This is a genomic window from Vibrio sp. MA40-2, assembly GCF_047302445.1.
Lineage (GTDB): Bacteria > Pseudomonadota > Gammaproteobacteria > Enterobacterales > Vibrionaceae > Vibrio.
The window spans coordinates 333,948-359,438 of sequence record NZ_CP178627.1 but is presented as its reverse complement, the minus strand read 5'-3'; the positions used below and the strand labels follow the sequence as shown (position 1 = coordinate 359,438).

The following is a 25,491-nucleotide window of genomic DNA, read 5'->3' as shown; positions in this document are numbered from 1 at the left end:
ATATAGGCGGTTATTGTTTATCTCTCCAAGTTAATATTTGTTGTGGATAGCCTTACGGCTTATTTCAGTCCAATCTTTTTTAATAAGAATGCAGCGGGGCAAAATCCAGTAAATGCGCTCTGAACTAAGTTTAAACCGATAAAGACAGTTAACCATACGAAAGAAGAGTGAACGAAAGTAGTCAAAATAACCGATAGTAAAATCATAATTCCTGCTGCTATTCTAACGCCATTTTCTATTGTCATAATATGCCTTCCTTGTTTTGCTGTTATTTCGTGTCACAGTTAAGTCTCAACTTGAACTTCAAAAAACTATAAACCTCTAAATTAGTATTGTCTAATGTTATTTTAAAAAAACCATAATATTCTAATTAAGCATTGACTAATTAACATATATTAGTAAAATCTAAATAAATAGATTAACAATAAAAAGCTTTGTGCTGAACAGTTGCTACCAACAGTAACAATAGGCCGCTGCTGATTACAATGAGTGGTTAACTATCTTGAGAGAACAGTGTTATGGATATGATTAAAATGCAGCAAAACACACAAAAAGTGTCTGAATTGCTGAAAACAATGGCGCACCCTGAAAGACTGATGGTGTTATGCCAATTAACACAAGGTGAAGTAGGGGTTGGTGAGCTGCAACAGAGATCAGACCTTAGTCAATCTGCTTTTTCACAGCATCTCACTGTATTGCGTAAACATGGCCTCATTAATGCCAGAAAAGAGTCACAACATGTTTACTATTCATTGTCAGATCAGCGTATTTCAGCGTTGATTAGTAATTTACATCAACTTTATTGTGTTTAATTAAGAGGTTATTAGAGGTATATGATGAGTTTTTCCATTCCGTGGGAGTCGCTATTTGGCGGTGTACTATTAGGTATATCTGCTTCGGTGTTGTTGTTAATGAACGGCAAAATCGCTGGTATAAGTGGAATTTTAACTGGCTTATTAACTCCGAAGCGAACCGACTATTCATGGCGTCTACTTTTTTTCATTGGAATGATGTTGGGCGGTATGCTTGCTGGGATGTTGTTTAATGCGTCTATCCCGGGTGAGTTTTCTGCTAGTCCGTGGCTGTTAGCGTTATCGGGGTTACTAGTTGGTATTGGTACCAAGCTTGGTAACGGCTGCACCAGTGGTCATGGTATTTGTGGCATCGGGCGTTTCTCGTTCCGTTCTATAGTTGCCACGTTCACTTTTATGCTGGTTGCTGCGTTAACGGTATTCTTTCGTCTGCACGTCTTATAACTCACGGTGTTTTGGAGCGAGTATGTTTGCTTTTGTTTCTTTATTTTGCGGTATTTTATTTGGCTTAGGTATGGCCGTGTCCGGAATGGTTGACCCAGATAATGTAGTTGGGTTTCTTGATGTGGCTGGAAATTGGTCGCCCGATGTAATGTTTGTGATGGGCGGAGCACTTTCAGTGTTCATACCGGTTTATTTATTTGTTATTAAGACAAGGAGTAAACCGATTTTTGCAACTGAATTTGGTTTGCCTATTCGAGATAAAATTGATGCTCGCTTAATCACTGGGGCCGCAATATTCGGGCTCGGTTGGGGCTTGGTAGGCTTGTGCCCTGGACCAGTCGTTTCTTCTTTATTAGCAGGTAACATTGGTGTGGTGATTTTCTTTGCCAGTATGATGGTTGGGTTAGGTGCGGTAAGTTTATTGACCCATATCAACAACAATTCAAATTCAGCAGAGCAAGTTGTAACGAGTAACTAACCTTTAAGAAACGGCTTAATGAGTGAAACCGAACGTCAATTGTTGAGGAGTACTAATGAAAAAGGAACTAAGTGGTGGATTTGTTCATAAAGTAATGAACAGTTATTTTCCTCCAATATTGATTGTACTAACCTTGGCTATTGGCGTGATGTCGTTAATTCTGACGCCAAAAGAAGAAGACCCACAAATTATTGTTCCGATGGCGGATGTGATTATCCAAGCTCCTGGTTTAAGTGCCAAGCAAGTCGAGAAACAAGTTACTGAGCCTATAGAAAAGCTGCTTAGTCAAATCGATGGTGTTGAAACGGTTTATTCGACATCAATGCATGGCGCAGCACAGGTAATTATTAAGTTTTACGTAGGCCAAGATAGAGAAGAGGCATTGGTTAAGCTATACAATAAGCTTTATTCTAATCAAGATAATGTCCCGACATCGGTTACTAGTTGGATTGTAAAACCTATTGAAATTGACGATGTACCTATCGTTGTGGCGGCATTGTATTCAGAAAGTCCGGCTGATCTATCCAATTATGAATTACGACGTATTGCCCAACAAACCACTCAACGTTTAAAGGCGCTCGATAGTACCAATGTGGTTGAAGTGATTGGCGGTCAATCTAGGATCATCGAGATTGAACTCGATAGCTCGGCAATGGCAAGCCGAAAAACAACCATAGATGACTTAAAAAGTGCTTTTTCTGTTAGCCATACTAAGCAAGATGCAGGGTTGATTCATCAATCGGGTAACGCCTACCAGCTTGAATCGGGACAATTTTTTACTCGGGCAAAACAGCTTGAAGCACTTGTGGTTAATGTCGTGGATGGTAAACCAGTTTTTTTGCGTGATGTTGCCGACATTTCCGATGGACCAGAAGAAGCGGTAAATGATACCTGGTTTCAGCTGCCCTCCAGCAATGGGATGATAAGTGAGCCATTACCTGCGGTATATATTTCAGTAGCGAAGCAGAAAGGAGCGAATGCGGTCTCTGTTGCGCATGACGTCCTAAAAGAATTAGACCAATTAAGTTCTCGACAGCTTCCCGAAGGCGTCAAGCTCAGTATTATTCGAAATTACGGTCAAACGGCTGACAATAAGGTCTCTAATCTAGTATCTAGCCTCGCTATTTCAATTTTAACGGTGGTGGTATTTGTCGGCCTATTTTTAAATTGGCGAAGCGCGCTGGTTGTTGGTATTGCAATTCCAATCAGTTATGGCGCTGCGCTTGGTATGGACTTAGCATTTGGCTACTCTATTAATCGAGTTACGTTATTTGCCTTAATATTGGCTCTTGGTCTAATCGTTGATGATCCAATCGCCAGCATAGATAACATCGAGCGTTATTTAAAACAGAAATCAATATCTCGCACTAAAGCCATTGTATTGGCCATGATGGAAATTCGTAGCGCATTGCTAATGTCGACGGTTGCGATTGTCATCGTATTTACGCCGATGTTTTTTATTACAGGAATGATGGGACCTTACATGGCTCCACTCGCTTTCAATGTTCCCATTAGTGTAATATTTAGTACGATCGTTGCGTTTATGATTACGCCATGGCTAGCTCGTAAACTTCTCGTCAGAGCGACAAATGAAGGGATATATGATGTAAAAAATAGCCTCCTTTTCAAAGGTTATCAGGCTGTTTTGCTGCCGTTACTGAAAAGTCGTATCAGAAGTTGGCTATTTCTGGGGTGTGTTGCAGCGTTATTTATCGGCGCTGCTGTGCTTCCCGCTTTGCGGCTCGTTCCATTGAAGTTGCTTCCTTACGATAATAAAAATGAATTCCAATTAGTACTCAACATGCCAGAGCAAACTAATTTTGTAGAAACATCTAATGTGTTGCGTGATTTTTCGAATTACCTAGTTAGCGTACCTGATGTTGTTTCCGTGTCAGCATTTGCCGGTATTGCTTCACCGATGGACTTTAATGGTATGGTTCGACATTATTATATGCGCAACCAAGCCCATCAAGGTGAATTAAGAATTGTGTTGGCGGATAAAGATGAAAGGCGTCACCAATCTCATCAATTAGTTACTAGGCTTAGATCTGACCTAGAACGTATTGCTCAGCAATATAACGCCGATATTCAGCTAGTTGAAGTGCCTCCCGGTCCTCCCGTTATCGCGACACTGACTGCGGAAATTTACGCAGATGAAACCACAAGTTATCAGGATTTACAGGCGCAAGCGTTAAAAGTGGCGACAAGATTAGAACGGGAGCAGTTTGTCTCTGAAGTTGATACTTCAATTCAAGGAAAGTACGACACCTGGCGTTTTATTGTCGATCGTGAAAAAGCCGCCTTATCTGGTGTTTCTGTTTACGACATTAATCAAACCATCATTGCGGCCAACAATGGAGTGGTGTTGGCTAATTTACAAGCTGAACGAGAAATTACGCCGCTTTCAGTGAAATTACGGTTGGCTCACAATGATCGTGACCAGTTGAATAAACTGACCGACTTATACGTGAGAGGCCGAGCTGGCATCGCTAAGAACGAAGTACAAGGTTCGTTAGTTGATGCGCCTCAACCTCTTGTTCAGCTTTCAGAGCTGGGCACTTTTGTTAAGCAAGCCAGGCAACAACCTATTTATCACAAGAACCTCGAACCTGTTGTTTATGTTTATGCTGAATCAGTTGGTCGCGTACCCGGAGAAATTGTTGCAGACGTTTTAGCTGATCAAGATGAACCAGAATCGTCAAGTCAAACCAGTATAGCGCAGCGAACTTATTTTAATAACGGTGCAGGAGATGGTTGGAGTGTGGCGCAAGGTATCAAGGTAGTGTGGAGTGGTGAAGGAGAATGGAAGATAACGGTTGATGTATTTAGAGATCTCGGTATTGCGTATGCCGTTGCTTTATTAGGTGTGTTTGTCGTTATGTTAATTCAAACCGGTCTACCTGCGGTATCGGGAATTATTATGTTAGCCATTCCGTTAACAGTAATAGGGATTATGCCGGGGTTTTGGCTACTAAACTCGATAAGTGAAGATATAAATGGCTATCCAGACCCTGCTTTGTTTACTGCTACCGCGATGATCGGCATGATTGCACTTGCAGGAATCGTAGTAAGAAACTCTTTGGTTCTTATAGAATTTATTCAACAATCGTTAGCCGAAGGCAAAGCGCTCACCGAGGCCCTTGTCGAGTCTGGAGCGGTACGAATGCGACCGATTTTATTGACTGCAGGAACAACGTTACTGGGTAACGTTGTGATCACTTTAGACCCTATTTTTAATGGTTTAGCATGGTCAATAATATTTGGTATCACCGCATCCACTATATTTACTTTGTTGGTTATACCCGTGGTGTATAAGCTCGCCTATGGCAATGTAAACGGCCATGGTCTATCGGTACAAGATGAGGATCTCACATGAACAAGTCAAAAATTCTTCTAGGCTTAGTGTCATTCACGGTTTTAGCGACTCTGTTTTTGTATATGTCGGGTTACTTTACCAATAAGTTATCTGAGCAAAGAATAGTGGTTGTTAGTGATTATCCAGAGTTAGAGACGGCGATAATCCAACAACAATTAATACCGGTTGATTATCAATTCACCGGCACCGTTGTAGCTGACCAAAAGGCGATCATTTCTGCACGACTAACCGCGAGTATTGCGGAAGTTATGGTTAATGTAGGAGCGAAAGTAAAGCAAGGCGATGTGTTAATGCGTCTAGAAAGTAGAGACCTAAATGCGAGATTACAACAAACAGAGCAAACTCTTTTTTCTGCGCAAGCACAATTGAGCGCAGCAGAAAAAGAATATGACCGAGTGAAAGAACTGGTGGCTAAAAAACTACTATCGCAATCGCAATTTGATCAGGTGGAAAGCCAACTAAAAATCGCCCAAGCAAATGTTAAACAAGCGCAAGCAAGCGTAAATGAAGCGGAAACAACATTAAGCTTTAGTGCGATAACTGCGCCGTTTGACGGCCTTATTACACAAAAAAATGTCAATATGGGTGATACCGCTTCACCGGGAATGCCTTTGTTGACAATGTATAACCCCAAAAAACTTCAGCTTGAAGTTTATATTTCTGAAGCACAAATTAAAAATGTCACATTGGGTATGAATCTACAGTATCAATTACCAACGTATGCTATTCAAGGTGAAGGCGAAGTCGTGCAAATTAGCCCTTCTGCCAATTCACTTTCACGAAGTTTTATGGTTAAGCTGAATATTGATTCATCAACCTTAATTTATCCGGGCGTATATGGAAAAGTGATAGTGTACGGAGAGAAACAACCCGCTTTGCTGGTACCTAAAAATGCAGTTTATCAAGTAGGCCAATTAGATTATGTCAAAGTGGTGCAGAATGGGCTGATTGTTAGTCGATTAGTACAAATCAACGATAATTTTTTGGTTAGGAAAGGTTTAGCTATTGGTGATGAAGTTGTCTTACAACCCTTGCGATATCATTAAAATAACGATGTCAATAAAAATAACCATGTCATTAACGTCGCTGTGTTACTCAAATCGCTAGACCAATAAAGCGATGTAACTACGGAAATATAGCCGTTGATAACGGGCAATGGTCACTTAATCGGTAAGTTAGCACATCATTGGTTGAGAATATCTGCTGGTTAACAATGCCATGAGTTAAATGCTTGCTGAGTAGAATATGATCAATAAGCGAGCGAAATTGATGGGTGGCCTTGTTGTTTCTATTTGAACGGATTATACAGTCTGCTTGGCTGGTTGCACTGGCAAGATTAACGTATTGTTTAATGTCAGTACTTATATCGATATACAACCAATCATTTGGATAGGCGAGATTGTGGTTAAAATCTCCAGCAACAACGAAACTTTGTTTTGCTTCGACTCTTTGCTTAAGCCATTTATTAACTAACAAAGCCTGTTGTTTAAGCAAGTTACAGTCTCTGGTTCGTTTGTATTGAGCTGGACATCCTGCTTTTAAATGCAGCGAAAGCAAATGTATATCTGAAGCCTCGTTTGAACCTTGTACGATTACATAGGATGCAAATCTCAATTTGCTAGTGTTTTGCGTCATTACGAGGTCGGCAGGATCGATAACATTGATAGTTTGTTTAATAGCAAAACCAGTGTACTGATTGATATCGTCGAATTGACGAGATTTGAAGGTCGGACTAGCACGATCGGACAGGTAGATAACGTAACGATTACCAACAATATTTTTTATCGCTTGAATTGAATCTACTTCTTGAAATGCTAATACGTCGGGTGAAACTTTATTAAAGTATTGGGCGAGAACTTGCGTGTCGCGGCTATTTCTATTAGTCAAAGGGGCAACGGTATTCTCATCAGTGGTTAACCATTGTAAATTCCAACTTGTTACCACTAACGGTTTTGTGGATAACTCAAGCGCGGCATTCAGGGTTTGTGGATGAAATAGCCACAGTAGGAAAAATAGCCTGACATAGTTAAATTTGGTCATATTTTGTGCCGTTGTAATAATGAGTTATCGATAACGCTCATCTTATCAAGAGATTAAAAACTTCAAGTATTTTTCGCTCAATTTTGCATGAATAATGTATTTATTTTTGCATTGAGATCTTATACAAAAAGATCGTCTGTTGTTGTCATTCACTTAGTTTTTATTGATCTAAATCAAGACCCTAGAAGCACTCATCCTTTTAAATACACGCACAATATGTAGTGTGCATTTTTAATATTAATACCCTATATTGTGCTTTGTTAGTAATCTGTGGATATCTAGGGTAAGGAGATACAGTGAATACAGTCGTGATTAAACGGGATGGCTCCCGTGCCCCATTTGCAAAGGATCGCATCGTTACTGCCGTTAAAAGTGCGTCGAGCTTTATTGATAATGATGTGACGGCCTATGCAGAACAAGTGGCACAGGCAGTAGAGACCAAACTACTCGATCACGCTGAAGTTGATATTGTCGAAATACAAACGTTAGTTGAAAACGAAATGATGCAAGGACCTTATAAGGGAATGGCACGTTCTTATATAGAATATCGTCACGATCGTGATATGGCTCGCGACAAGAAAAGCGCCTTAACTAAAGAAATTCAAGGCTTAATAGAACAAAGTAATGCTGATCTCCTTAATGAAAATGCCAATAAAGACGGCAAAGTCATTCCTACTCAACGCGATCTATTAGCCGGTATTGTTGCCAAACACTACGCTAAAACTCATATTCTACCGCGTGATATTGTTAAAGCACATGATGAAGGTGATATTCATTATCATGATCTCGACTATGCGCCTTTCTTTCCGATGTTTAACTGCATGCTTATTGATCTTAAAGGTATGTTAACTCATGGCTTTAAAATGGGTAATGCGGAAATCGATACGCCCAAGTCGATTTCAACTGCAACTGCTGTCACTGCTCAAATTATTGCTCAAGTTGCGTCTCATATTTACGGTGGAACGACTATAAATGCTATCGATGAAATTCTAGAACCATATGTACTTGCAAGCTATCAGAAGCATTTAGAGGTGGCCAAAGAGTGGAGTATTGATAGTCCGGAGTCATTCGCAACATCACGCACAGAGAAAGAATGCTACGATGCGTTTCAATCGTTAGAGTATGAAGTTAATACCTTGCATACTGCAAATGGGCAAACGCCATTTGTGACTTTTGGTTTTGGTTTGGGAACCAGTTGGGCGGCTAAATTGATTCAAGCATCGATACTTAAAAATCGTATTGCGGGTTTAGGTAAAAACAGTAAAACAGCCGTTTTCCCCAAATTGGTGTTTGCTATTAAAAATGGCTTAAATCATAAAGCGTCTGATCCTAATTACGATATCAAGCAGTTGGCATTAGAATGCGCATCTAAGCGTATGTATCCCGATATATTGAATTACGACAAAGTAGTAGATGTTACTGGCTCTTTTAAAACTCCTATGGGTTGTCGCAGTTTTTTGAACGTGTATCAGGAAAATGACGAATTGGTTCACGATGGACGGAATAATCTCGGTGTGGTCAGTCTTAATTTGCCGCGTATTGCGATACAAGCAAATGGAGATGAAGACAAGTTCTATGATTTGCTCGACGATAAACTAAAACTTGCTCGTAAAGCACTAGAAACACGTATCAACCGTTTGGAGTCAGTAAAAGCCAGAGTGGCGCCTATTCTGTATATGGAAGGGGCTTGTGGTGTTCGTTTAAAACCCGATGATTCCGTGGCGGAAATTTTTAAAAATGGCCGTGCTTCTATTTCTTTAGGTTACATCGGCATTCATGAAACGATCAATGCGTTATATAAAAGCAAAGAACATGTTTATGATAATCCAACTTTAAATGCCAAAGCAATTCAATTGGTTACAAGGATGAAGGATGCGGTTGATGCATGGAGAGACGAAACGGGCTATGCCTTCAGTTTATATGCAACACCAAGCGAAAATTTATGCAATCGTTTTTGTCGCATTGATGCTAAAGAATTTGGTGTGATAGAAGGTGTTACTGATAAAGGTTACTACACGAATAGCTTCCATCTCGATGTAGAGAAACAAGTTAACCCTTACGATAAAATAGACTTTGAAATGCCTTATCCAGAGTTATCGACTGGTGGTTTCATCTGCTATGGTGAGTTTCCAAATATGCAACGGAACATTGAAGCATTAGAAAATGTTTGGGACTACAGCTACAGTAGAGTGCCATATTATGGCACGAATACTCCAATAGACGAGTGTTATGAATGTGGCTTTACTGGCGAATTTGATTGTACTAGTAAAGGATTTACTTGCCCTAAGTGTGGTAACCACGATTCGACTAAAGTATCTGTGACACGACGAGTATGCGGATATTTAGGTAGCCCAGATGCACGACCTTTTAACTTGGGTAAACAAGAAGAAGTTAAACGCAGAGTTAAGCATTTGTAATTGTTATGAACTATCATCAATACCATCAAATTGACGTTGTAAATGGCGAGGGGACACGTTGTACTTTATTCGTGTCCGGTTGCGAACACAATTGTAAAGGTTGTTATAACAAAGCCACCCATAATCCAAACTCTGGCCTTTTATTTACCCAAGCGATGGAAGACCAGATCATTGCTGATTTGCAAGATACGCGAATTTATCGACGCGGACTTTCGTTGTCTGGCGGTGACCCACTTCACCCGGCAAATCTAGCAGCAATTTATCAATTGGTGTTGAGAGTAAAGAAACAGTGCCCAGACAAAGATATTTGGATGTGGACAGGTTATACGCTCGGTGAATTGTCCCAACAGCAGCGTAAAATTGTTCAGTTAGTTGATGTGTTGATTGATGGCAAATTTGAACAAGACAAGTATGATCCAGAACTACTGTGGCGTGGATCTAGCAATCAAGTTATTCACCAGTTCAAGTCAGATCAAATTTGAGCTTATTCGCTGAATTGAATATTTAATAGTAGATATTCAATTCGTACTAATAGCTGAGCTTGTTAGTGTGCACACCCTGCATGGTCGTCACCGGATTATTGTGATGATACTTTCCTTAGTACAATAACGCCGAGTGAAGCTAAGCGGAAGTCACGATGAGGATGTATAAACCAGTCGACTATTAACAAAATTTGAAGCATCCATGATGTAAGATTTATATTTGTTGACACGCTTAAATAGTCCTTTCACTTGGCTTAATCTATGTGTATGATTTTTTCATGCTTTAATTTGCTAAATCAATGCGAGCGCAATAGTGTTTAGGCAGTATTTTCGTTCGTGGTTATCTACTATCTATCAAGGAATGTGATTCAATGTTTGCACATTTACCAACGCCTCAGCAGGACGCTATTCTTTCTCTTTCAGTTGCTTATCGTAGTGACCCTCGTACAGAAAAAGTCGATTTAGGTATCGGTGTATATAAAAATAATTTAGGTGAAACACCGATTATGCTGGCGATTCAAGAGGCGCAAAAAAAGCTGCTTGAAAGTCAAACCACTAAATCGTACGTAGGGTTAGCAGGTTGTGAAGAATTCAACTCTAGCATGGTTAAGCTATTGCTATCAGGAACTTCTGCGCTTGACCGTGTAACTGCAATTCAAACTCCCGGTGCAAGTGGTGCTTTACGTATGTTAGCTGACTTAATGAAAGTGGCTAATCCAAAAACCACCGTTTGGTTGAGTAATCCAAGTTATGTTAACCATAAACCAGTGATGGAAGCGGCAGGTTTAAAGGTGAAATATTATCGTTATTTTAATCCACAGACTAAGCAGGTTGATGTGGATGGTATGTTAACCGATATAGCAACTGCTGGCCCAGATGATGTTGTTCTAATGCATGGCTGTTGTCATAACCCAACTGGAGCCGATGTTGATTTTTCGGTGTGGAAAACGGTAACTGAACTTTCGCAAAAAAATGGCTTTATACCGTTTGTCGATATAGCTTACCAAGGTTTCGGTCAAGGCTTGGAAAAAGATGCGGAAGGCTTGCAATTTATGGCGAATAATATTGAAGAAATGTTAATTACAACGTCCTGTTCAAAAAACTTTGGTTTGTATCGAGAACGCACAGGCGCAGCGATGGTTGTTGGTAAATCATTAGAGCATGCAGTCAACGCCAAAGGTAAATTACTGCAATTAGCCAGAGCAACCTATACCATGCCGCCTGATCATGGTGCTGCTTTAGTTAAAACAGTACTTAATGATTCTGAGTTGACTCATATGTGGAAAGAGGAACTTAATTCTATGCGACTAAGGCTAGTGAATTTAAGAGATCTGTTGTGTAATGAATTACGTGTTGCTCATCAATCGGAACAATTCGACTTTATAAAATCGCATCAAGGTATGTTTACTGTTTTAGGCTTTTCTGCTCAACAAATGCAGGTTTTAAAAGATGACTATGGTATTTACGGTGTTGCTGATGGTCGAATTAATATTGCGGGTTTAACAGAGAAAGATATTCCTTATGTAGCGAATGCTATAGCCAAAATAGCCTAAATTAGCCGCTATACTGATACTGGACTAAAATAACGCAGAGTTAGAGGAAGAAACCGTGAATAAATCCTTGTTACCAGTTTGTTTGTGCTTAAGTTTGGTTGCTTGTACTAGTAATCAACAAGATACTTTGGCGCAATCGTCCACAGATAGCGTATCTAAAACGGTCGTTGTTGACAAAACGGAGGTTTTGCCAGTTGGTGATACTGCCACGGTAGCAAAAAACAATGCTGTGGTATCAAATAATCCAGATCATTCTGCGGTGACGAAAGAAGTTAAAAAACCGATAGCAAAAGCGAAACCAAAGCCAAAACCGATAAGTTCAGAACCAACAAAAACACAACAAGGTAAACTTATTTTAGGCTCAGAAGAGTGGGTATATCTTCCGGGTCTAGATAAAAGCTTTATGGCAAAAGTGGACACAGGCGCAACGACTTCGTCCATTAGTGCTGTAGATATTTTACCTTTCGAAAGAGAAGGCAAGGAGTGGGTTAAATTCCGAGTAGAGCACAAGAATATTTCTACAGAGGAGATCAGCTTACCTGTTTTACGTTGGGCAAAGATCAAACAAGCGAACAGTACCGAAGCCGAAAAACGTCCTATAGTTACTGCATGGGTACAAGTAGGGGATGTTAAAGAGAAAGCAGATTTTACTTTAACTGACCGAAAGCATTTATCGTATCCTGTTCTTTTGGGGCAAAGCTATGTGCGTGATATTGCAGTAGTGGACATAGGCCGTAAGTTAGTACAACCGAAGAAAAAATAAGTGCCGTTTGCAAATAAAAAATCGTAATTCTTGTGATTGGAATTGCGATTTTTATTTGCTTTGTTTCTTCGTTTGGTAAGCAAAAATAGTTAATGTAAATAATGCTCCTAAGGTATCGCATAACATATCTTTTTGTGCGTCCCATATGTCACCCTGTGACCCTAAAAAGGCAATGCCTTCTTCACCTCCAGCAAGCTCTGCATACCACCATTCAATAATTTCATATGCTGCTGCGGTACTCATAACGGCGAAAAGACCAAATAAACCAGCGATCAATCTATTACAGTGATTATGACGGTATAGATATTCGGCAATAGGGTAGGCATAGAAACCAATTGAAAAATGGGCGACCCGGTCAAAATGATTACGTTCAGATCCGAGTAGATCATTAAACCAGTCGAACGGGACTTCAGCAAACGTATATTTGGCACCAATCGTATGCAGATAAAGCCATATAAACATACAGATATAAGCTGTAGGGCTAAATTGTAATGATCTACTTAATAGCAAAATAGCGATAAAAATCGAGATGACCGGGATAATTTCGGCGATCCACACCGCTCTCGACGCAGGGTCAAAGGCTGAGAAGATAAAAACCAAGGCATAAAGTAAATTTAGCGCTATTAGCGTATTACTATAGCGTTTTTGCTGCGTAGGAGAGGCGTGATTCATTATTCACCATTTTATTTTAATTCTTAAAACTGGCTTTTCGCATTCGGTTAAGAATAGCTAAAACCTCAAGAGCTCTTGGTTTGGCAAGATCACCATAATTTGGCATAGATAAGAACCAGTCATCATGTAAAAGCGTTTCTATCTCTTGCAATGGTTGTTTTGTCCAACCAGGTTTTTGCGCTAATTGAAACCAGATCCAACCGACCGCGTTAACTTGACTCGAGTTTTCTATTTGGGCTAGTGCAGTGATATCAACAAACTCCTTACCAAATCTAAGCGACTCTTTTCCTTTTGCTGTTACTCTAAATTTGCCATCGGATAATATTTTCTGTAGGCCTATTAAATGCAACGAACGTGGCGGAAACTGCGCCAAAGATTGCTCACTTTCTTGAATACGTTGGCTAGGGTGAAGTTGTACAACTTGTTTTGCTTTGGCTGTTACATCGATTGGTTGATAGTCGTGCATTTGGATTACAGTGTTAGCATGATCGAGGTAATCACCAGACCCGCCCATAACAATTAAAGTAGAAATATCACAATCATCTCTTAACTGACCAATTCTATCTACAAGTGGTGTTATAGGTTCATCACCTTTATTAACGAGCGCCTGCATACGTTCGTCGCGAATCATAAAGTTGGTTGCTGAGGTGTCTTCATCGATAAGAATTGACGTTGCCCCTGATTCTATCGATTCTTGTAACCACGCAGCTTGAGAAGTAGAACCAGATGCATCTTGAGTAGAAAAATCAGCGGTATCTTTATTCATCGGTAGATGATTAATGTAATTCGATAGATTTAGCGAGTGAACGCAGCGTCCATCTTCTGCTTTTATTTTCATTGCACCTGCGTCGGTCACAATACCTTCACGGCCGTCACTAGGAATATGATTGTAAATTGAACGTTCTATTGCAGTGAGTAAGGTGGATTTGCCATGGAATCCGCCACCAACAATTAAGGTTATCCCTTTTTTTATTCCCATTCCTGTAACAACGCCTCTATTTATCGTTTCCAACGCTACTTCGAGAGAAGCTGGAGCGACAAACTTTACGGCGTCCTTCATAGGTAAATCACTGTTACCAGCGAGTCTAGGTAATAAGCTACTATTTTCGATAAATGCAACTAAATTGTGGGTTGCGAGCTGTTGACGTAGATGATCTTGGTCTTCAACGCATTGGCAATGTTTGATAAGAGCATCTTTATCGAGTTCTCTTTCGATAGTCGATTTGCGAATATATTTTGGTAAGTGAAAGGTTAAAATATTAACTGCTTTTTTTGCCAGAATACTGCGCCCTTCAGCGGGTAATTTAATGCGGAATCGCAATTCGATCCCTTCTTGTGTAAATAACACTGTGGTGCTATCGAGCACAGTTTGCCCGGATAAGGCAATAGAAACACTGTTTTCTTGTGCGGCAAATGAGGCAAAGCTACGGGCAATGAAATCGCGTGCAGCAATTTGATATGAACTTGATTGGTCTTTTAGCCACGATAAGCCAGTCAATGACCAAGGCCTTACTGCTCGAACGCGTGAAGCGGATGCATAAGGGTCAGCCTGAACGTAGTCAATATAAAATGTATAATCATCAAAGGAATATTGACCTTTAATTGACTGATAAGCTCGATAATTTTGCTTCTCGAGTTTTTTTAATTTCGCTATTAGTTGATCCATAAATCAAATACTTCTAAGTTCGTATGCGTCAGATTAGCACACTAATAATTATGTAGGTGGCGAATTATAGGTAACGATAAACAAGATAGCCAGTTTAATCTTATTTGCTTATATTTTGAATAAATTCACTGTCCGTCATAGGCTTACCGTATAAGTAACCTTGTGCAAAATCACAACCTTCATTTTTCACAAAATGTTCTTGCTCGATATTTTCTACGCCTTCTATAGTCACGTCTAATTTTAGTTTTTTAGCTATTTGCACTATTGAATGGATAATCTCTTGGTCGTTAGAATTTTGCGTTAGGTTTTGTACAAAACTCTTATCAATTTTTAAACTATTAAAAGGGTAGTTTTTAAGATAACTAAATGACGCACAGCCCGTTCCAAAATCATCTAGTGACAGTGTAACTCCAAGTTGACTTAGACCACTTAGTATTTTTCTTGCTAGGTATTCATTTGAAATCAAACAACTTTCTGTTAATTCAAGTTCCAACTTTGAAGCGGGAAAGTGATAAGTTTGTAATAAATTCTCGACGTAGCTAATAAAGTCAATATTTTGTAACTGCATGGCAGAGACATTAACGGCGATTTTAAAATCGTTGGACAGTGTCCATTCGCTCACGTTCTCGATGGCATGGCGTAGAGCGAAATTACCTACCTCAAAGATGAGGCCGTTTTGTTCGGCTAATTGGATAAGGTTATCATTTGATATGGTCCCAAGTATTGGATGGTTCCAACGTATTAGTGCTTCCGCGCCAACCCAGGCTCCGGTATTTAAGTCGACTTTAGGTTGGTAATATAATTCTATATCTTCGTTTCGTACCGCTTCTAATAAATAACTTTCAATTTCATTGGTGTGCATTCTTTGTTCAGTATGATTTTCTGAGTAGTAGCTGTATTGACGCCCAGTATCTTTGCATGCGAAAGCCGCTTCATTAGCAAAATAGATTAAGTCTTCAACGGCTGTTGAGTCGATGCTGGTCGAAACACCAATAAAAGTATGCAGATGAACATGCTCTTGTTCGATAAGAAAATCAGAATGGCAAATTTCAATACATCGGTGACAAAAATTCTCAATGAAAGGTTGTAGGTGTTTGCTACGGATGACTAAGATGACATTGGCAATACCAATTCGAGCAGTTACCGAATTAATGCAATCTATTTGGCCTATTCGTTCTCGAAATTCGATAAGTAGATCATCGAGTATATTATCACCATGACGTTCTTGAATTTTGCGCCCATTGGAAAAATTGACATGCACAACTGCGAGTTTTTCTTGGTTATTTCGCACAAGAGCGAGCAGTTCATTGGTTCTTTCAATTAATGCTTGTTGGTTGAGAAATCCTGTGCCGATGTCGTGGTTTTTATGATAACAAACTTGTTTCTCTGCGGCTTTACGTTTGTCTATTTCTTTGCTTAATGTGCAGTTTAAGTTGGCAATGTTCTTGGTTTTATTATCACTGCTATTTTTTAGTTGTTCGGTTAATGAGACTAGTCGGCATTGTTGATAAACGGTTGTTAAGTGTGCTTCTATTGACTGTTTACAGATCAATAATAACTTTTCGCCGTCCGCTGTTGATGGCATATCGATGCGGTTGAAAACAATAATTGCAGCAAAAACGCTGTTGTCAGGCCAAAATAGTGTCTGACCAGTATAGGTAAAGTTATCGCTCTTTGTATTGTGGTCGCTTTTTACACTAATCGTACCATTTAACGCTGTTCCATTTTTAGAGTGACGATCTTGTACAATGGTATCAATTAGCGTCGTTAGCATACCAGATGAATTGTGAGGAAAGTTATTACTGCTACAAATGATAAAGGGAGAGGGCTTCTCTTGAACTATGCATGAATAGGTAGCGTTATAAAAATTGTCTAACAGTTCGACTAAATTGTTAAAACTATATATAACATTGGAAGGTAAAGTAAGCTCAGCGGTGTTTACTTTATTCATATAGCTTCTATTATCCATTTACCTTACGCTCCCTAAAGTTAGTTTATCCATTCCGTATGGCTCACTATCATTGTGTATTGAATAACTAACTGTTTTTAATTGACTATATTTTGTAAGTATATGCGATAACTTTAGCATTAGTAGAAAAACCCTCCATAGTGGAGGGTTTGTTTTAAAAATGAGACGGGTGATTTGCAGCTACAGTAACTCAGTGGCTAGCGCAGTGCCGCTATGGTTTGAGTTTCTTGAGTTGATCGATGTCGAAAACCTGTTGGTAATCGACACCTTCTAGGCCAAAACCATTCAGTTTGAGAAACTCATTTTTATAGCCAGCGTAATCAGCTAAAACTTTAAAATTATCGGCATTCATATCCGCAATAATTTGTTGAACCCGGTTTTGTACATCCTCATCGAGTTCAAATTCATCCAGTCTTAATAATCGTTGACCATCAACAGGAACCACGCCTTGAAACAGTTTATCGCTGAATAATCGTTGCATTTGCTGAATACAAGTCTCATGTGTTCCTTTTCTTTTCATGACTTTATAAAGCGCGAGAATATAAGGCGTAAATGCAGGGATAAACACACTCGCTTTAGTCACTAATGCTTTACAAACGGTAGCGTATGCTCCACCGCCATATTTGGCTAGTTTCAGATTGAGGGAATGACTTGTTTGGTGCAAATCTACTTTCGCGCGACCTAGTGTCCCTTCATGGTAAATGGGGTAAGTAAGTTTAGGCCCTATATAAGAGAACGCGATGGTTTTACAACCTTGTGCAATAGAGTCGGAATTAATTAATGTATCTATCCAAGATTCCCAGTCTTCACCACCCATTACTTTAATAGTGGAATTGATTTCTTCATTGGTTGCTGGCTCTACAGTGGTAGTGTGCCAGCTATCGTCTTCTAAGATCACACTGGCACCAGTAAAGCTATCGCCGATGGTTTTTATAGCAGAGTGCCACATACCTTGGCCTGAAGGCTTGGGTCTTACGCCTGTGGCCAAGCTATATATAATTAGATCCACTTCGCCTTCAAAATAGGTTTCTATGGCTTCAATCACGTTGGATCTAATTTCCTCGGAGAAAGCGTCACCAACAATATTGATGGCTTTGCGTCCTTCTGCTTCGGCATATTGACTAAAATAGATGTTGTTGTACCAGCCAGCTGAACCAGCGCCTTTTTCAGAAGGGCCACGTTCAAAAGAGACCCCAATGGTATCCGCTTCACTTCCGCCAAACGTTGCCGCTATTCTTGCCGCAAGCCCAAACCCCGATGAAGCACCTAGAATAAGTATTTTCTTTGCACCATTGTTAGTCGGTTTTGTTGATTTAACGTAGTCTATTTGTTCTTTCACTGCTTGTTTACACCCGGTTGGGTGAGCAGATTTGGCGACAACACCTTTAATAATGGGTTCTATTATCATCAGTCTGTATTCTCAGTTTTCTCGTCTGGATCTCCAATATATAAGTACGTTGTACGTTAAGTTTTGCGCTAGGGCATTTTTTTGGCGACTAATTCAGATATAACGCTAAGCTGTCTGCCACATAATTGGAAATCCACGGTTGAGCTACCTCTTTAGGGTGAAGTCCATCTTGTTTCATCCAATCTTGTTTCAATATGATTTGCTCAAGAAAGAACGGAAGAAGCGGTATTTGGAATTGTTCCGCTAAGTTTGGGTATATATCTTCAAACGCTTGGCTGTAACGTTGTCCATAATTCGGTGGGATCTTTATTTGCATCAAAGCTACTTTGGTACCGTATTGCTGGCTAAGTGAAATAATTTGTTGCAAATTTTTAGTGATAATTTTGGGGTGAAAACCTCTTAATCCATCATTGGCACCCAGTTCTACTAGTATCCATTGTGGTTCATATTGCTTGAGCAGGTCGGGTAGTCTATCTAGCCCATTACCCGAGGTATCACCAGAAATACTGGCATTGACGACTGTGTAATCAAAGCCTTTTTCTGCAAGGTCTGATGAGAGTTTTGTCGGCCAACTGCTTTCAATTGGCATTTGATAACCTGCACTTAAACTATCACCTAACAGCAAAATTGTGTTACTACTTGCAGTACAGGAAAATAGAAGAAATAGTAAAGAGAGTAATCGAGTCATGGCAAATCCCATTATAAAAGCTGAATCATTAAGTAAATTAGTTTCTACTAAACAAGAGCAATTAACAATCCTTGATGACGTAAATTTACAAATTGATGAAGGAGAGTGTGTCGCGATTGTTGGGACGTCTGGTGCCGGTAAGTCAACATTGATGACTTTATTAGCAGGGTTAGATGTGCCGACAAAAGGTGATGTCCATCTAATGGGCAAAGCAATTTCTCAATTGGATGAAGAGCAGCGAGCAGCAATACGTAGCCAGTCAGTAGGATTTGTTTTTCAAAGCTTTCTTTTGATACCGAGCTTAACCGCTATAGAAAATGTAACGCTTCCTTGTCTATTGAAAGGGCAAAATGAAGATACAGAGAGAGCAACAGAGTTACTTAATTCTGTTGGTTTAGCACAACGGGTTGATCATTTACCTTCTCAATTATCGGGTGGCGAGCAACAACGTGTCGCTTTGGCTCGAGCGTTTATGATAAAACCTAAAATTCTTTTTGCTGATGAACCAACAGGGAATTTGGATCAGCATACTGCGGAAAAAATTGTCGAGTTACTGTTCGAGCTTAATAGTAAGCACGGTACAACGCTGGTTCTCGTGACACATGATCCAGAATTAGCCGAGCGATGTGACAAGACCTTCCATATGCAAGCAGGCAAGTTGGTGAACTAATTATGAAGCAGAAATCAGTATTTTCTCTTAATCGACGTTTATTCAGTTGGAGTATGGAAGAAATCCGCCATGGTCAGTTGTGGCCTATTTCTATTGCTCTAACTCTTATCATTGCGTGCGTATTTGCTTTGTCAGCATTAGCTGAGCGAATGGAACAAGTTATTGTTAAACAGGGCAAAGATGCTTTAACTGCCGATCTAGTTTACGCTTCGTCTAATCCCGTTCCTGACACTCTTTTTGATACAATTCGCGTGCAGCCTGACGTGTCTGAGGCACAATTGGTAAGATTTTCTACCATGGCATTTAGCGAAAATGAAATGCAGTTGGTAACCGTAAAAGCAGTAGATTCCGCTTATCCATTGCGCGGCAATTTAATGTTAGATAATGGGACTAGCCAATTAGAGCAGGTGAGTGCAGGGGAGCTTTGGCTGGATGAACGAGTTTTTTCATTACTCGATATTAAACAGGGTGACACTGTAACACTTGGTGATGCTGATTTTGTCGTTAATGGCAAGGTTGTACAAGAGCCAGGTTTGTCTTTTAATCCTTTCCAACAGATGCCTGCTGTTTATATCCATAGTTCGGATATAGAAAAAACAGGCGCATTGCGCATAGGCAGTCGAGTACGATTTAATTTATACCTAACAGGGGATGAACAGAGCTTAACGCAAATAAAAGATTCTGTGACGTTGACTCCTAGTGATCGCTGGCGAGACCAAAGTAATGGCTCCAGAAGTAATGAGATGTTTGAACGTACAACGCAATACTTGTCCCTTACTGTTGCTATTGTCATTATCATGGCCGCAACCACCTTGGTGTTAACTTGTCAAAATTACGTTTCAGGTAGACGGAAAACCATTGCAATGCTTAAAAGCTTAGGTGCCAGTAAATCGTGGTTACGACACTGGTTGTTAATACAGGTGGTTATCCTTTTCGTAATAGGCGCGGTCTTCGGTATTTTTTCTGGATATTTATTGGAAATATTATTAAGGATCCCATTAACCGATTTGTTACCCGATCCGTTACCGAGTTATGGAATAAAACCATATTTAGTTGCTATGGTTTCTTGCGTACTTATTGGTATACCTGCGTTAGGAATACCACTGTTAGGGCTGATTAACACCTCGGCAGCCAACGTGATGCAAGCACAGGAAGGTAAAAAATCGTGGACTGCCTATTTACTTGTGTTGGTGCCAATTATTCCGATGATTATTGCTTATCACAACAATACGTTAGTATGGATTGTTCTTGCGGGTATTGTGTTGTTATTTGCGTTGCTTGGAGTTTTGAGCCTGTTAATCATAAAACTGATTAATAAACTTCCTATTAGTGCTTCAATGAAGCTTGCGGTAAGCCGAATTAATCGTTCTGGTTTAGCCAGTACACTTCAATTTGGCGCATTAGGTTTGTCCTTAATGCTACTGGCAGTAATTTGGTTAGTTAGAACGGACCTACTGCAAGATTGGCAGCAAGCTATACCTGATAATGCGCCGAATGTGTTTTCTATAAATATTGCACCTTATGAAATTGAAGAGTACCTCAAAGCACTAGATAGCGAATCATTAGAGCGCTCTAAAGCCTACCCAATTATTCGCGGTCGTGTGAGTGAAATTAATGACGTAGCAGCAAAAGATTATCAAGGCGCGAAAGCTGATGCAGAATCGTTAAGCCGAGAACTTAACTTTACTTGGGTTGATGATACTTGGGTAAATGATGCTGACAATCAAGCATCTATTATTGAAGGTAAGTGGACACCTAGCTCCGGTGTTTCGGTTGAATCAGAAGTCGCTGCCGATTTGAATATACAGGTTGGCGATGAAATGAGTTTTGTTATTAACAGTAAAACAGTTAATGCGACGGTTAACAGTATTCGACATGTTGAATGGAGAGAAATGAAACCTAATTTTTACTTCATTTTTAGCCAAGATGTACTTGAATCATTACCGGCTACTTGGATGGTTAGCTATAAAGTAGATAACAACAACAACCGCTTACTTAGTGATTTGTCGCGTAATTTTCCTACCGTTAGTCTATTGGATATTCGTGCGATGGGTGAAAAAATCCGTGACTTACTCACTCAGCTTATTTGGTCGATTACGGTATTAGCGTCGTTAGGAGTAGTTGCTGGGCTTTTGCTAATCTTTACATTGCTGCGATTAAGTTTGTCGCAACGACAAGATGAGATTCGTCTTTATAGGACATTAGGCGCTTCAAAGCGTAGAATTCAAAATACTATTTGGAGCGAATATGGCTTGATGGCCGTTGTTGCTGGCTTAGTCGCGAGCTTAGGCGCTGAAATTAGCGTTGTTAGTATTATGAATGTTGGTTTTGAATTAGAAGGACGAGCACATCCAGTATTGTGGGTTGCTTTACCTGTGCTGTCGTTCATTGTTTTAGCTATTGTAATACGTACCTTGATTAAACAACTATTACTGCCGATAAAATCGGCACAATAATGTTTTTTAATTAGGTTATCCTCAATTCCTCATAATAATGTGATGGTTATATGACGTTATTATGAGGAAGCACTTACGAAAAATGAGGTTAATTGTTTGTTTATTATGAGATTAATTTATGTTAGAACAGTAAGCTGTCATAATGATGGACTATTAGGGTAGTTATCCACAGATTCGGTGGATAAAGTTTTGGATAACTTTAGGCCAAATAAACTAAATGTTTCACGACGCCCCTACAGGCTTATTTGTAAGCAAACGGACTAGCTATAAATCATAATAAAAGCGTTTTTGAACAATTTAAGTCAAGTGTTTTTTTATAAAAAAGTCAGTTTTTTTTCAGCGAAATATTTCACTGAAAACAGGTTAAATTTTAGTGTTTATTATTAGTAATATCTCCCAAGGATTAATGAGCTTAGTACGTAAATGAACAAAACAAACAAAACGTCATCAGCACTTAAAATTGGTATCGTTGGCGGTGGCATCGCCGGAGCTACTGCGGCGATAAAGCTGGCTGAACTCGGAATACAGACTTATCTTTTTGAGCGCAAGCCTAGTTTGGTTTTTGGTCCGCCAATATGTCATTTACACGCTGGTGGCAATCTATATCGAGATATAGATGAACAACAATGTATTGATTTGCTTAGACAATCTATACAATCGGTCAAGCTATTCCCACATACCATTAATATTCGTCCCACCATTATCGCGGTACCTAAAGTGGACCAAGGAGAGCCTGAGTCTCTCATCGCTAGGTTAGTGGCGATTCAACAGCATTATGCTGAATTGGTAACAGCAGATAAAACTAACAAGGTGTTAGGCGAGCCAGACGAGTATTATAAAACATACTCAAAGGCACAATTGGTGGCATTAAAAGGGCAAACGCAAAACGGACAACCAAAAATACTGGATGACTGGATGATCCCATTCGTCAACTCAGTTGATCTTGAATCGTTAAAATACCCGGTTGTATTGGTACAAGAATATGGGTGGAGTTTATTTAGACTGGCTTCTACAACAAAGCTAATGTTACAAGATTTTGCTAATGCGCAGGTATTCCTATCAACGGAAGTAACCGATATTCAAGCAACACCAGACCAGTGGACCATTCGTTATTGCAATCAAACCACAGGAAATGCTGAGATTAACGTCGATTATTTAATCAATGCATGTGGGTATGAAACAGGAACACTGGATAACCTGGTTAAAGCGCCACGTAATAGACTGGTAGAATTTAAAGCGGCTTATGTTACTCATTGGGCCGAGAGTAAAGATGTGTGGCCTGAAGTTATCTTTCATGGTGAACGAGGAACGGTGGATGGAATGGCACAGCTGACACCGTATGCCGATGGTATCTTTCAACTGCATGGTATGACAGAAGATATCACTTTGTTCAAAGATGGCTTGGTCGCTAGTGATGCTACTCGATCGGCGCAACCTCAATTACCAGACTATCTACTGACTAAATTGAAAAAAGGTTGGGACAAAACTCAAACAAAGCAAAGAACAGAATTGGCCATTAAGCATATGAGCCGATTTATTCCTTCTTTTTCTAGCGCATCGTTAGCTGGGGAACCTCTTTATGGTGCTCAGCAGATCCCAGGTCTAGACGCGTCGTTACGTTCAGCTGATGTTTCATTCCATGGCACAAACTACGCTAGGGTAGAGATTGTAAAAGGTTCATCAGCTATAGAAGCTGCGATGAAGATAGTAGAACACTTAAAAGAATCTAACATGTTTTATTTCAACTCATCACACTGCGTTACACCGTCACTTGATGGTAATGATGTCGAGCAAGATGCGGTAAAATTAGCAGTAGACCGCGGTTACCCGATAGGGCTTGCGAAAGTCAGCGGTCTAAAAAATCAAGATAGTAGCTGATATTTTAGATTGTAACTAATCAGCTAGCTTGGGCATAATAAGTCAACCTATATAACGTCGACATAACAACGAGTTAACCAATTTTAGTAGCCAAACCGAACAGCCCACGAGCACCAAATATCTTGTAGATGCTTACGGTTACCGCGTATAAATTTTACTTGTTGACCTGGTTTAGCTTGAGCAATTCTTGCATGATCAATACGGGCCAATACGCCAATTTTCGGGTAGCCACCTAAGGTTTGTCGGTCGTTAAGCAAAATTATAGGCTTGCCGTCTGGTGGAATTTGAACCGATCCTAATGCGATGCCTTCAGATATTATTCCGCTGGAAGGGACGTCGATTGGCGCTCCTTCTAGACGATATCCCATTCGGTCACTATGTTGACCCACTTGGTAAGTTTGATTATAAAAATGATGTTTGGCTGATTTGCTAAATAAATTTGCTTGGTAAGATTCAATTAGCCTTAACCTCAATGGTAAATTGTAATCGGGGGTGAAACGAAACGTGAGTTGTTTGGATTCAAGTGGTGTCGAAAGTTTACGGTAAGGGAGTTTATCGTTTTTAGTCAGAGATTGACCATCTTGATTTATCCCACCTAAAGATTCTCGCATTACAGTACTGGTACTGCCTAAATGAGGTTCTATTTGAAAACCATCATTTATTGCCAAATAGGCTCTTAATCCGTTTTTGGGTAGAGAAAACTTTAATGTTTGTCCAGCACAGACGTAGAAAGAGGTCCAATTTCGTATAGCAACGCCATCTAGTTTTGCTTGTAGATCTCCACCACATATGGCTAGCATGCAATTGTCACTGAATTGAAATTCAGCTTGACCTAAAGTTATTTCAAGCGTGGAACAGTTAGGCGGGTTACCGAGCAAATGGTTTGCCCAACAGTAAGCGTATTCATCAATTGGACCACCTTGAGTTACGCCTAGTGGTGAAATTCCATAGCGCCCAAAATCTTGAATAAGACTGAGTTGGCCTGGTCTAATTACCTTTAAATGGGCCATAATTCACCTCCTAACTCGATGAAACGTTCCCGTGTTATTGGTTCAAACTTAACTTTATCACCCACTCGAAATGGCGACAGTGTTTCACTATTGGGATCAAATAGTCTGCTCGGACAATTACCGATAATCTGCCAACCACCTGGTGTAGAGGACGGATAAACCGCTGTTTGGTTGTTCGCTATACCAACGCTCCCTGCGGCAACCTTTAACCTTGGTGTGTCATGTCTAGGTGATTCTAGTTCAGGAACCAGTCCAGAAAGAAAAGCGAAACCTGGTGAAAAACCGATAGAACATACTCTGTACTCAGGTTGAGTATGCTTATCTATTAATGTCTGTAACGACATGGATTTATTTTTTAATAATGTATGTAAATCAGGCGCAACATCTTCAGCGTAATAGACGGGCAAATAGATAATTTTACTAATATTGGTTAATTTGTCTGAGTCAACATTTTGTCCGACTTGAGCAACGATTGTAGTCAAACTCTGTAATAAGTCGGCTTCGCTAGTTCGATACGGCAAATAATCTATCAGCAAGGTTGTGTATGAAGGGGTTAAGTTCATTATGCAATCGGAATGATGGCGATATATCAATTCAGCAACGTGACTAATTAGTACCGCAAGTTGACCATCTATTTTATCTGAAAATCGAATTAATATAGATGACTCGCACACCGCTTCGATTAATATTGGCTGGTTTAACATAGTAT

At 39.9% G+C, this 25,491-nt stretch carries 21 protein-coding genes; 12 read left to right on the top strand and 9 right to left on the bottom strand.

The window, feature by feature from the left end; genetic code table 11:
• Positions 1–59: 59 nt before the first annotated feature.
• Complete coding sequence (locus ACLKML_RS01520) at positions 60–245, bottom strand: DUF2892 domain-containing protein (RefSeq protein WP_413283332.1); 186 nt, start codon at positions 243–245, stop codon at positions 60–62.
• A gap of 273 nt (positions 246–518) precedes the next feature.
• Here ACLKML_RS01520 and ACLKML_RS01515 point away from each other — a divergent pair, with 273 nt between their 5' ends.
• The 5 genes from ACLKML_RS01515 to ACLKML_RS01495 are packed head-to-tail and all read left to right on the top strand — an operon-like array spanning position 519 to position 6,156.
• Positions 519–812, top strand: a complete 294-nt coding sequence (locus ACLKML_RS01515; RefSeq protein WP_413283331.1) for an ArsR/SmtB family transcription factor — start codon at positions 519–521, stop codon at positions 810–812.
• Positions 813–836: 24 nt separating this feature from the next.
• Positions 837–1,256, top strand: a complete 420-nt coding sequence (locus tag ACLKML_RS01510) for a YeeE/YedE family protein (protein ID WP_413283712.1) — start codon at positions 837–839, stop codon at positions 1,254–1,256.
• A gap of 22 nt (positions 1,257–1,278) precedes the next feature.
• Positions 1,279–1,734: a DUF6691 family protein gene (locus ACLKML_RS01505; protein WP_413283330.1), complete on the top strand. Its 456-nt coding sequence runs from the start codon at positions 1,279–1,281 to the stop codon at positions 1,732–1,734.
• Between the two features lie 55 nt (positions 1,735–1,789).
• Positions 1,790–5,110: an efflux RND transporter permease subunit gene (locus ACLKML_RS01500; protein ID WP_413283329.1), complete on the top strand. Its 3,321-nt coding sequence runs from the start codon at positions 1,790–1,792 to the stop codon at positions 5,108–5,110.
• Positions 5,107–6,156, top strand: a complete 1,050-nt coding sequence (locus ACLKML_RS01495; RefSeq protein WP_413283328.1) for an efflux RND transporter periplasmic adaptor subunit — start codon at positions 5,107–5,109, stop codon at positions 6,154–6,156. The genes ACLKML_RS01500 and ACLKML_RS01495 overlap by 4 nt, the downstream gene beginning before the upstream one ends.
• Positions 6,157–6,235: 79 nt before the next feature.
• On the opposite strand, the gene ACLKML_RS01490 is transcribed toward ACLKML_RS01495, so the two are convergent.
• Positions 6,236–7,150: an endonuclease/exonuclease/phosphatase family protein gene (locus ACLKML_RS01490; protein ID WP_413283327.1), complete on the bottom strand. Its 915-nt coding sequence runs from the start codon at positions 7,148–7,150 to the stop codon at positions 6,236–6,238.
• Between the two features lie 296 nt (positions 7,151–7,446).
• Here ACLKML_RS01490 and nrdD point away from each other — a divergent pair, with 296 nt between their 5' ends.
• The 4 genes from nrdD (at position 7,447) to ACLKML_RS01470 (ending at position 12,365) form a co-directional block, all read left to right on the top strand.
• Complete coding sequence (gene nrdD, locus ACLKML_RS01485; RefSeq protein WP_413283326.1) at positions 7,447–9,567, top strand: anaerobic ribonucleoside-triphosphate reductase; 2,121 nt, start codon at positions 7,447–7,449, stop codon at positions 9,565–9,567.
• A 5-nt stretch (positions 9,568–9,572) separates the two neighbouring features.
• A complete protein-coding gene (gene nrdG / locus ACLKML_RS01480) occupies positions 9,573–10,049 on the top strand; it encodes an anaerobic ribonucleoside-triphosphate reductase-activating protein (RefSeq protein ID WP_413283325.1) in 477 nt (158 codons plus the stop codon).
• A 371-nt stretch (positions 10,050–10,420) separates the two neighbouring features.
• Positions 10,421–11,602, top strand: coding sequence for an aromatic amino acid transaminase (locus tag ACLKML_RS01475; protein ID WP_413283324.1), 1,182 nt, complete (start codon positions 10,421–10,423; stop codon positions 11,600–11,602).
• 55 nt (positions 11,603–11,657) lie between these two features.
• Complete coding sequence (locus ACLKML_RS01470) at positions 11,658–12,365, top strand: ATP-dependent zinc protease (RefSeq protein ID WP_413283323.1); 708 nt, start codon at positions 11,658–11,660, stop codon at positions 12,363–12,365.
• 51 nt (positions 12,366–12,416) lie between these two features.
• On the opposite strand, the gene ACLKML_RS01465 is transcribed toward ACLKML_RS01470, so the two are convergent.
• From ACLKML_RS01465 to ACLKML_RS01445, 5 genes are all read right to left on the bottom strand, one after another.
• Positions 12,417–13,037 carry a DUF2238 domain-containing protein gene (locus ACLKML_RS01465; protein ID WP_413283322.1) on the bottom strand — a complete coding sequence of 207 codons (621 nt, stop codon included), beginning with the start codon at positions 13,035–13,037 and terminating at the stop codon, positions 12,417–12,419.
• A 16-nt stretch (positions 13,038–13,053) separates the two neighbouring features.
• Positions 13,054–14,703: a P-loop domain-containing protein gene (locus ACLKML_RS01460; RefSeq protein ID WP_413283321.1), complete on the bottom strand. Its 1,650-nt coding sequence runs from the start codon at positions 14,701–14,703 to the stop codon at positions 13,054–13,056.
• Positions 14,704–14,803: 100 nt separating this feature from the next.
• Entirely contained in the window at positions 14,804–16,654 is a 1,851-nt protein-coding gene (locus ACLKML_RS01455; protein WP_413283320.1) for a putative bifunctional diguanylate cyclase/phosphodiesterase, read from the bottom strand.
• A gap of 229 nt (positions 16,655–16,883) precedes the next feature.
• A complete protein-coding gene (gene fabV / locus ACLKML_RS01450) occupies positions 16,884–18,080 on the bottom strand; it encodes an enoyl-ACP reductase FabV (protein ID WP_413283319.1) in 1,197 nt (398 codons plus the stop codon).
• Between the two features lie 88 nt (positions 18,081–18,168).
• Positions 18,169–18,768 carry an arylesterase gene (locus ACLKML_RS01445; protein WP_413283318.1) on the bottom strand — a complete coding sequence of 200 codons (600 nt, stop codon included), beginning with the start codon at positions 18,766–18,768 and terminating at the stop codon, positions 18,169–18,171.
• Between ACLKML_RS01445 and ACLKML_RS01440 the strand changes: the two genes are divergently transcribed.
• The 3 genes from ACLKML_RS01440 (at position 18,767) to ACLKML_RS01430 (ending at position 23,772) form a co-directional block, all read left to right on the top strand.
• Positions 18,767–19,438, top strand: coding sequence for an ABC transporter ATP-binding protein (locus ACLKML_RS01440; RefSeq protein WP_413283317.1), 672 nt, complete (start codon positions 18,767–18,769; stop codon positions 19,436–19,438). The two genes, ACLKML_RS01445 and ACLKML_RS01440, sit on opposite strands and share 2 nt — an antisense overlap.
• 2 nt (positions 19,439–19,440) lie before the next feature.
• Complete coding sequence (locus ACLKML_RS01435; protein WP_413283316.1) at positions 19,441–21,894, top strand: ABC transporter permease; 2,454 nt, start codon at positions 19,441–19,443, stop codon at positions 21,892–21,894.
• 423 nt (positions 21,895–22,317) lie between these two features.
• Complete coding sequence (locus ACLKML_RS01430; protein ID WP_413283315.1) at positions 22,318–23,772, top strand: NAD(P)-binding protein; 1,455 nt, start codon at positions 22,318–22,320, stop codon at positions 23,770–23,772.
• An 83-nt stretch (positions 23,773–23,855) separates the two neighbouring features.
• On the opposite strand, the gene ACLKML_RS01425 is transcribed toward ACLKML_RS01430, so the two are convergent.
• Both ACLKML_RS01425 and ACLKML_RS01420 read right to left on the bottom strand, forming a co-directional pair.
• On the bottom strand, positions 23,856–24,782 hold the full coding sequence (locus ACLKML_RS01425) for a biotin-dependent carboxyltransferase family protein (RefSeq protein ID WP_413283314.1): 927 nt from the start codon (positions 24,780–24,782) through the stop codon (positions 23,856–23,858).
• Positions 24,770–25,486, bottom strand: coding sequence for a 5-oxoprolinase subunit B family protein (locus ACLKML_RS01420; RefSeq protein WP_413283313.1), 717 nt, complete (start codon positions 25,484–25,486; stop codon positions 24,770–24,772). The genes ACLKML_RS01425 and ACLKML_RS01420 overlap by 13 nt, the downstream gene beginning before the upstream one ends.
• Positions 25,487–25,491: the final 5 nt, after the last annotated feature.

What these genes read in the sequence shown, in the direction of transcription:
- ACLKML_RS01440 (WP_413283317.1), top strand. Translation starts at nt 18,767, where the DNA reads ATGGCAAATCCCATTATAAAAGCTGAATCATTAAGTAAATTAGTTTCT.
- ACLKML_RS01475 (WP_413283324.1), top strand. Translation starts at nt 10,421, where the DNA reads ATGTTTGCACATTTACCAACGCCTCAGCAGGACGCTATTCTTTCTCTT.
- ACLKML_RS01420 (WP_413283313.1), bottom strand. Translation starts at nt 25,486, where the DNA reads ATGTTAAACCAGCCAATATTAATCGAAGCGGTGTGCGAGTCATCTATA.
- ACLKML_RS01495 (WP_413283328.1), top strand. Translation starts at nt 5,107, where the DNA reads ATGAACAAGTCAAAAATTCTTCTAGGCTTAGTGTCATTCACGGTTTTA.
- nrdG (WP_413283325.1), top strand. Translation starts at nt 9,573, where the DNA reads ATGAACTATCATCAATACCATCAAATTGACGTTGTAAATGGCGAGGGG.
- ACLKML_RS01460 (WP_413283321.1), bottom strand. Translation starts at nt 14,703, where the DNA reads ATGGATCAACTAATAGCGAAATTAAAAAAACTCGAGAAGCAAAATTAT.
- ACLKML_RS01510 (WP_413283712.1), top strand. Translation starts at nt 837, where the DNA reads ATGAGTTTTTCCATTCCGTGGGAGTCGCTATTTGGCGGTGTACTATTA.
- ACLKML_RS01425 (WP_413283314.1), bottom strand. Translation starts at nt 24,782, where the DNA reads ATGGCCCATTTAAAGGTAATTAGACCAGGCCAACTCAGTCTTATTCAA.
- ACLKML_RS01500 (WP_413283329.1), top strand. Translation starts at nt 1,790, where the DNA reads ATGAAAAAGGAACTAAGTGGTGGATTTGTTCATAAAGTAATGAACAGT.
- ACLKML_RS01430 (WP_413283315.1), top strand. Translation starts at nt 22,318, where the DNA reads ATGAACAAAACAAACAAAACGTCATCAGCACTTAAAATTGGTATCGTT.
- ACLKML_RS01515 (WP_413283331.1), top strand. Translation starts at nt 519, where the DNA reads ATGGATATGATTAAAATGCAGCAAAACACACAAAAAGTGTCTGAATTG.
- ACLKML_RS01505 (WP_413283330.1), top strand. Translation starts at nt 1,279, where the DNA reads ATGTTTGCTTTTGTTTCTTTATTTTGCGGTATTTTATTTGGCTTAGGT.
- ACLKML_RS01465 (WP_413283322.1), bottom strand. Translation starts at nt 13,037, where the DNA reads ATGAATCACGCCTCTCCTACGCAGCAAAAACGCTATAGTAATACGCTA.
- ACLKML_RS01455 (WP_413283320.1), bottom strand. Translation starts at nt 16,654, where the DNA reads ATGAATAAAGTAAACACCGCTGAGCTTACTTTACCTTCCAATGTTATA.
- ACLKML_RS01490 (WP_413283327.1), bottom strand. Translation starts at nt 7,150, where the DNA reads ATGACCAAATTTAACTATGTCAGGCTATTTTTCCTACTGTGGCTATTT.
- fabV (WP_413283319.1), bottom strand. Translation starts at nt 18,080, where the DNA reads ATGATAATAGAACCCATTATTAAAGGTGTTGTCGCCAAATCTGCTCAC.
- ACLKML_RS01445 (WP_413283318.1), bottom strand. Translation starts at nt 18,768, where the DNA reads ATGACTCGATTACTCTCTTTACTATTTCTTCTATTTTCCTGTACTGCA.
- ACLKML_RS01520 (WP_413283332.1), bottom strand. Translation starts at nt 245, where the DNA reads ATGACAATAGAAAATGGCGTTAGAATAGCAGCAGGAATTATGATTTTA.
- ACLKML_RS01435 (WP_413283316.1), top strand. Translation starts at nt 19,441, where the DNA reads ATGAAGCAGAAATCAGTATTTTCTCTTAATCGACGTTTATTCAGTTGG.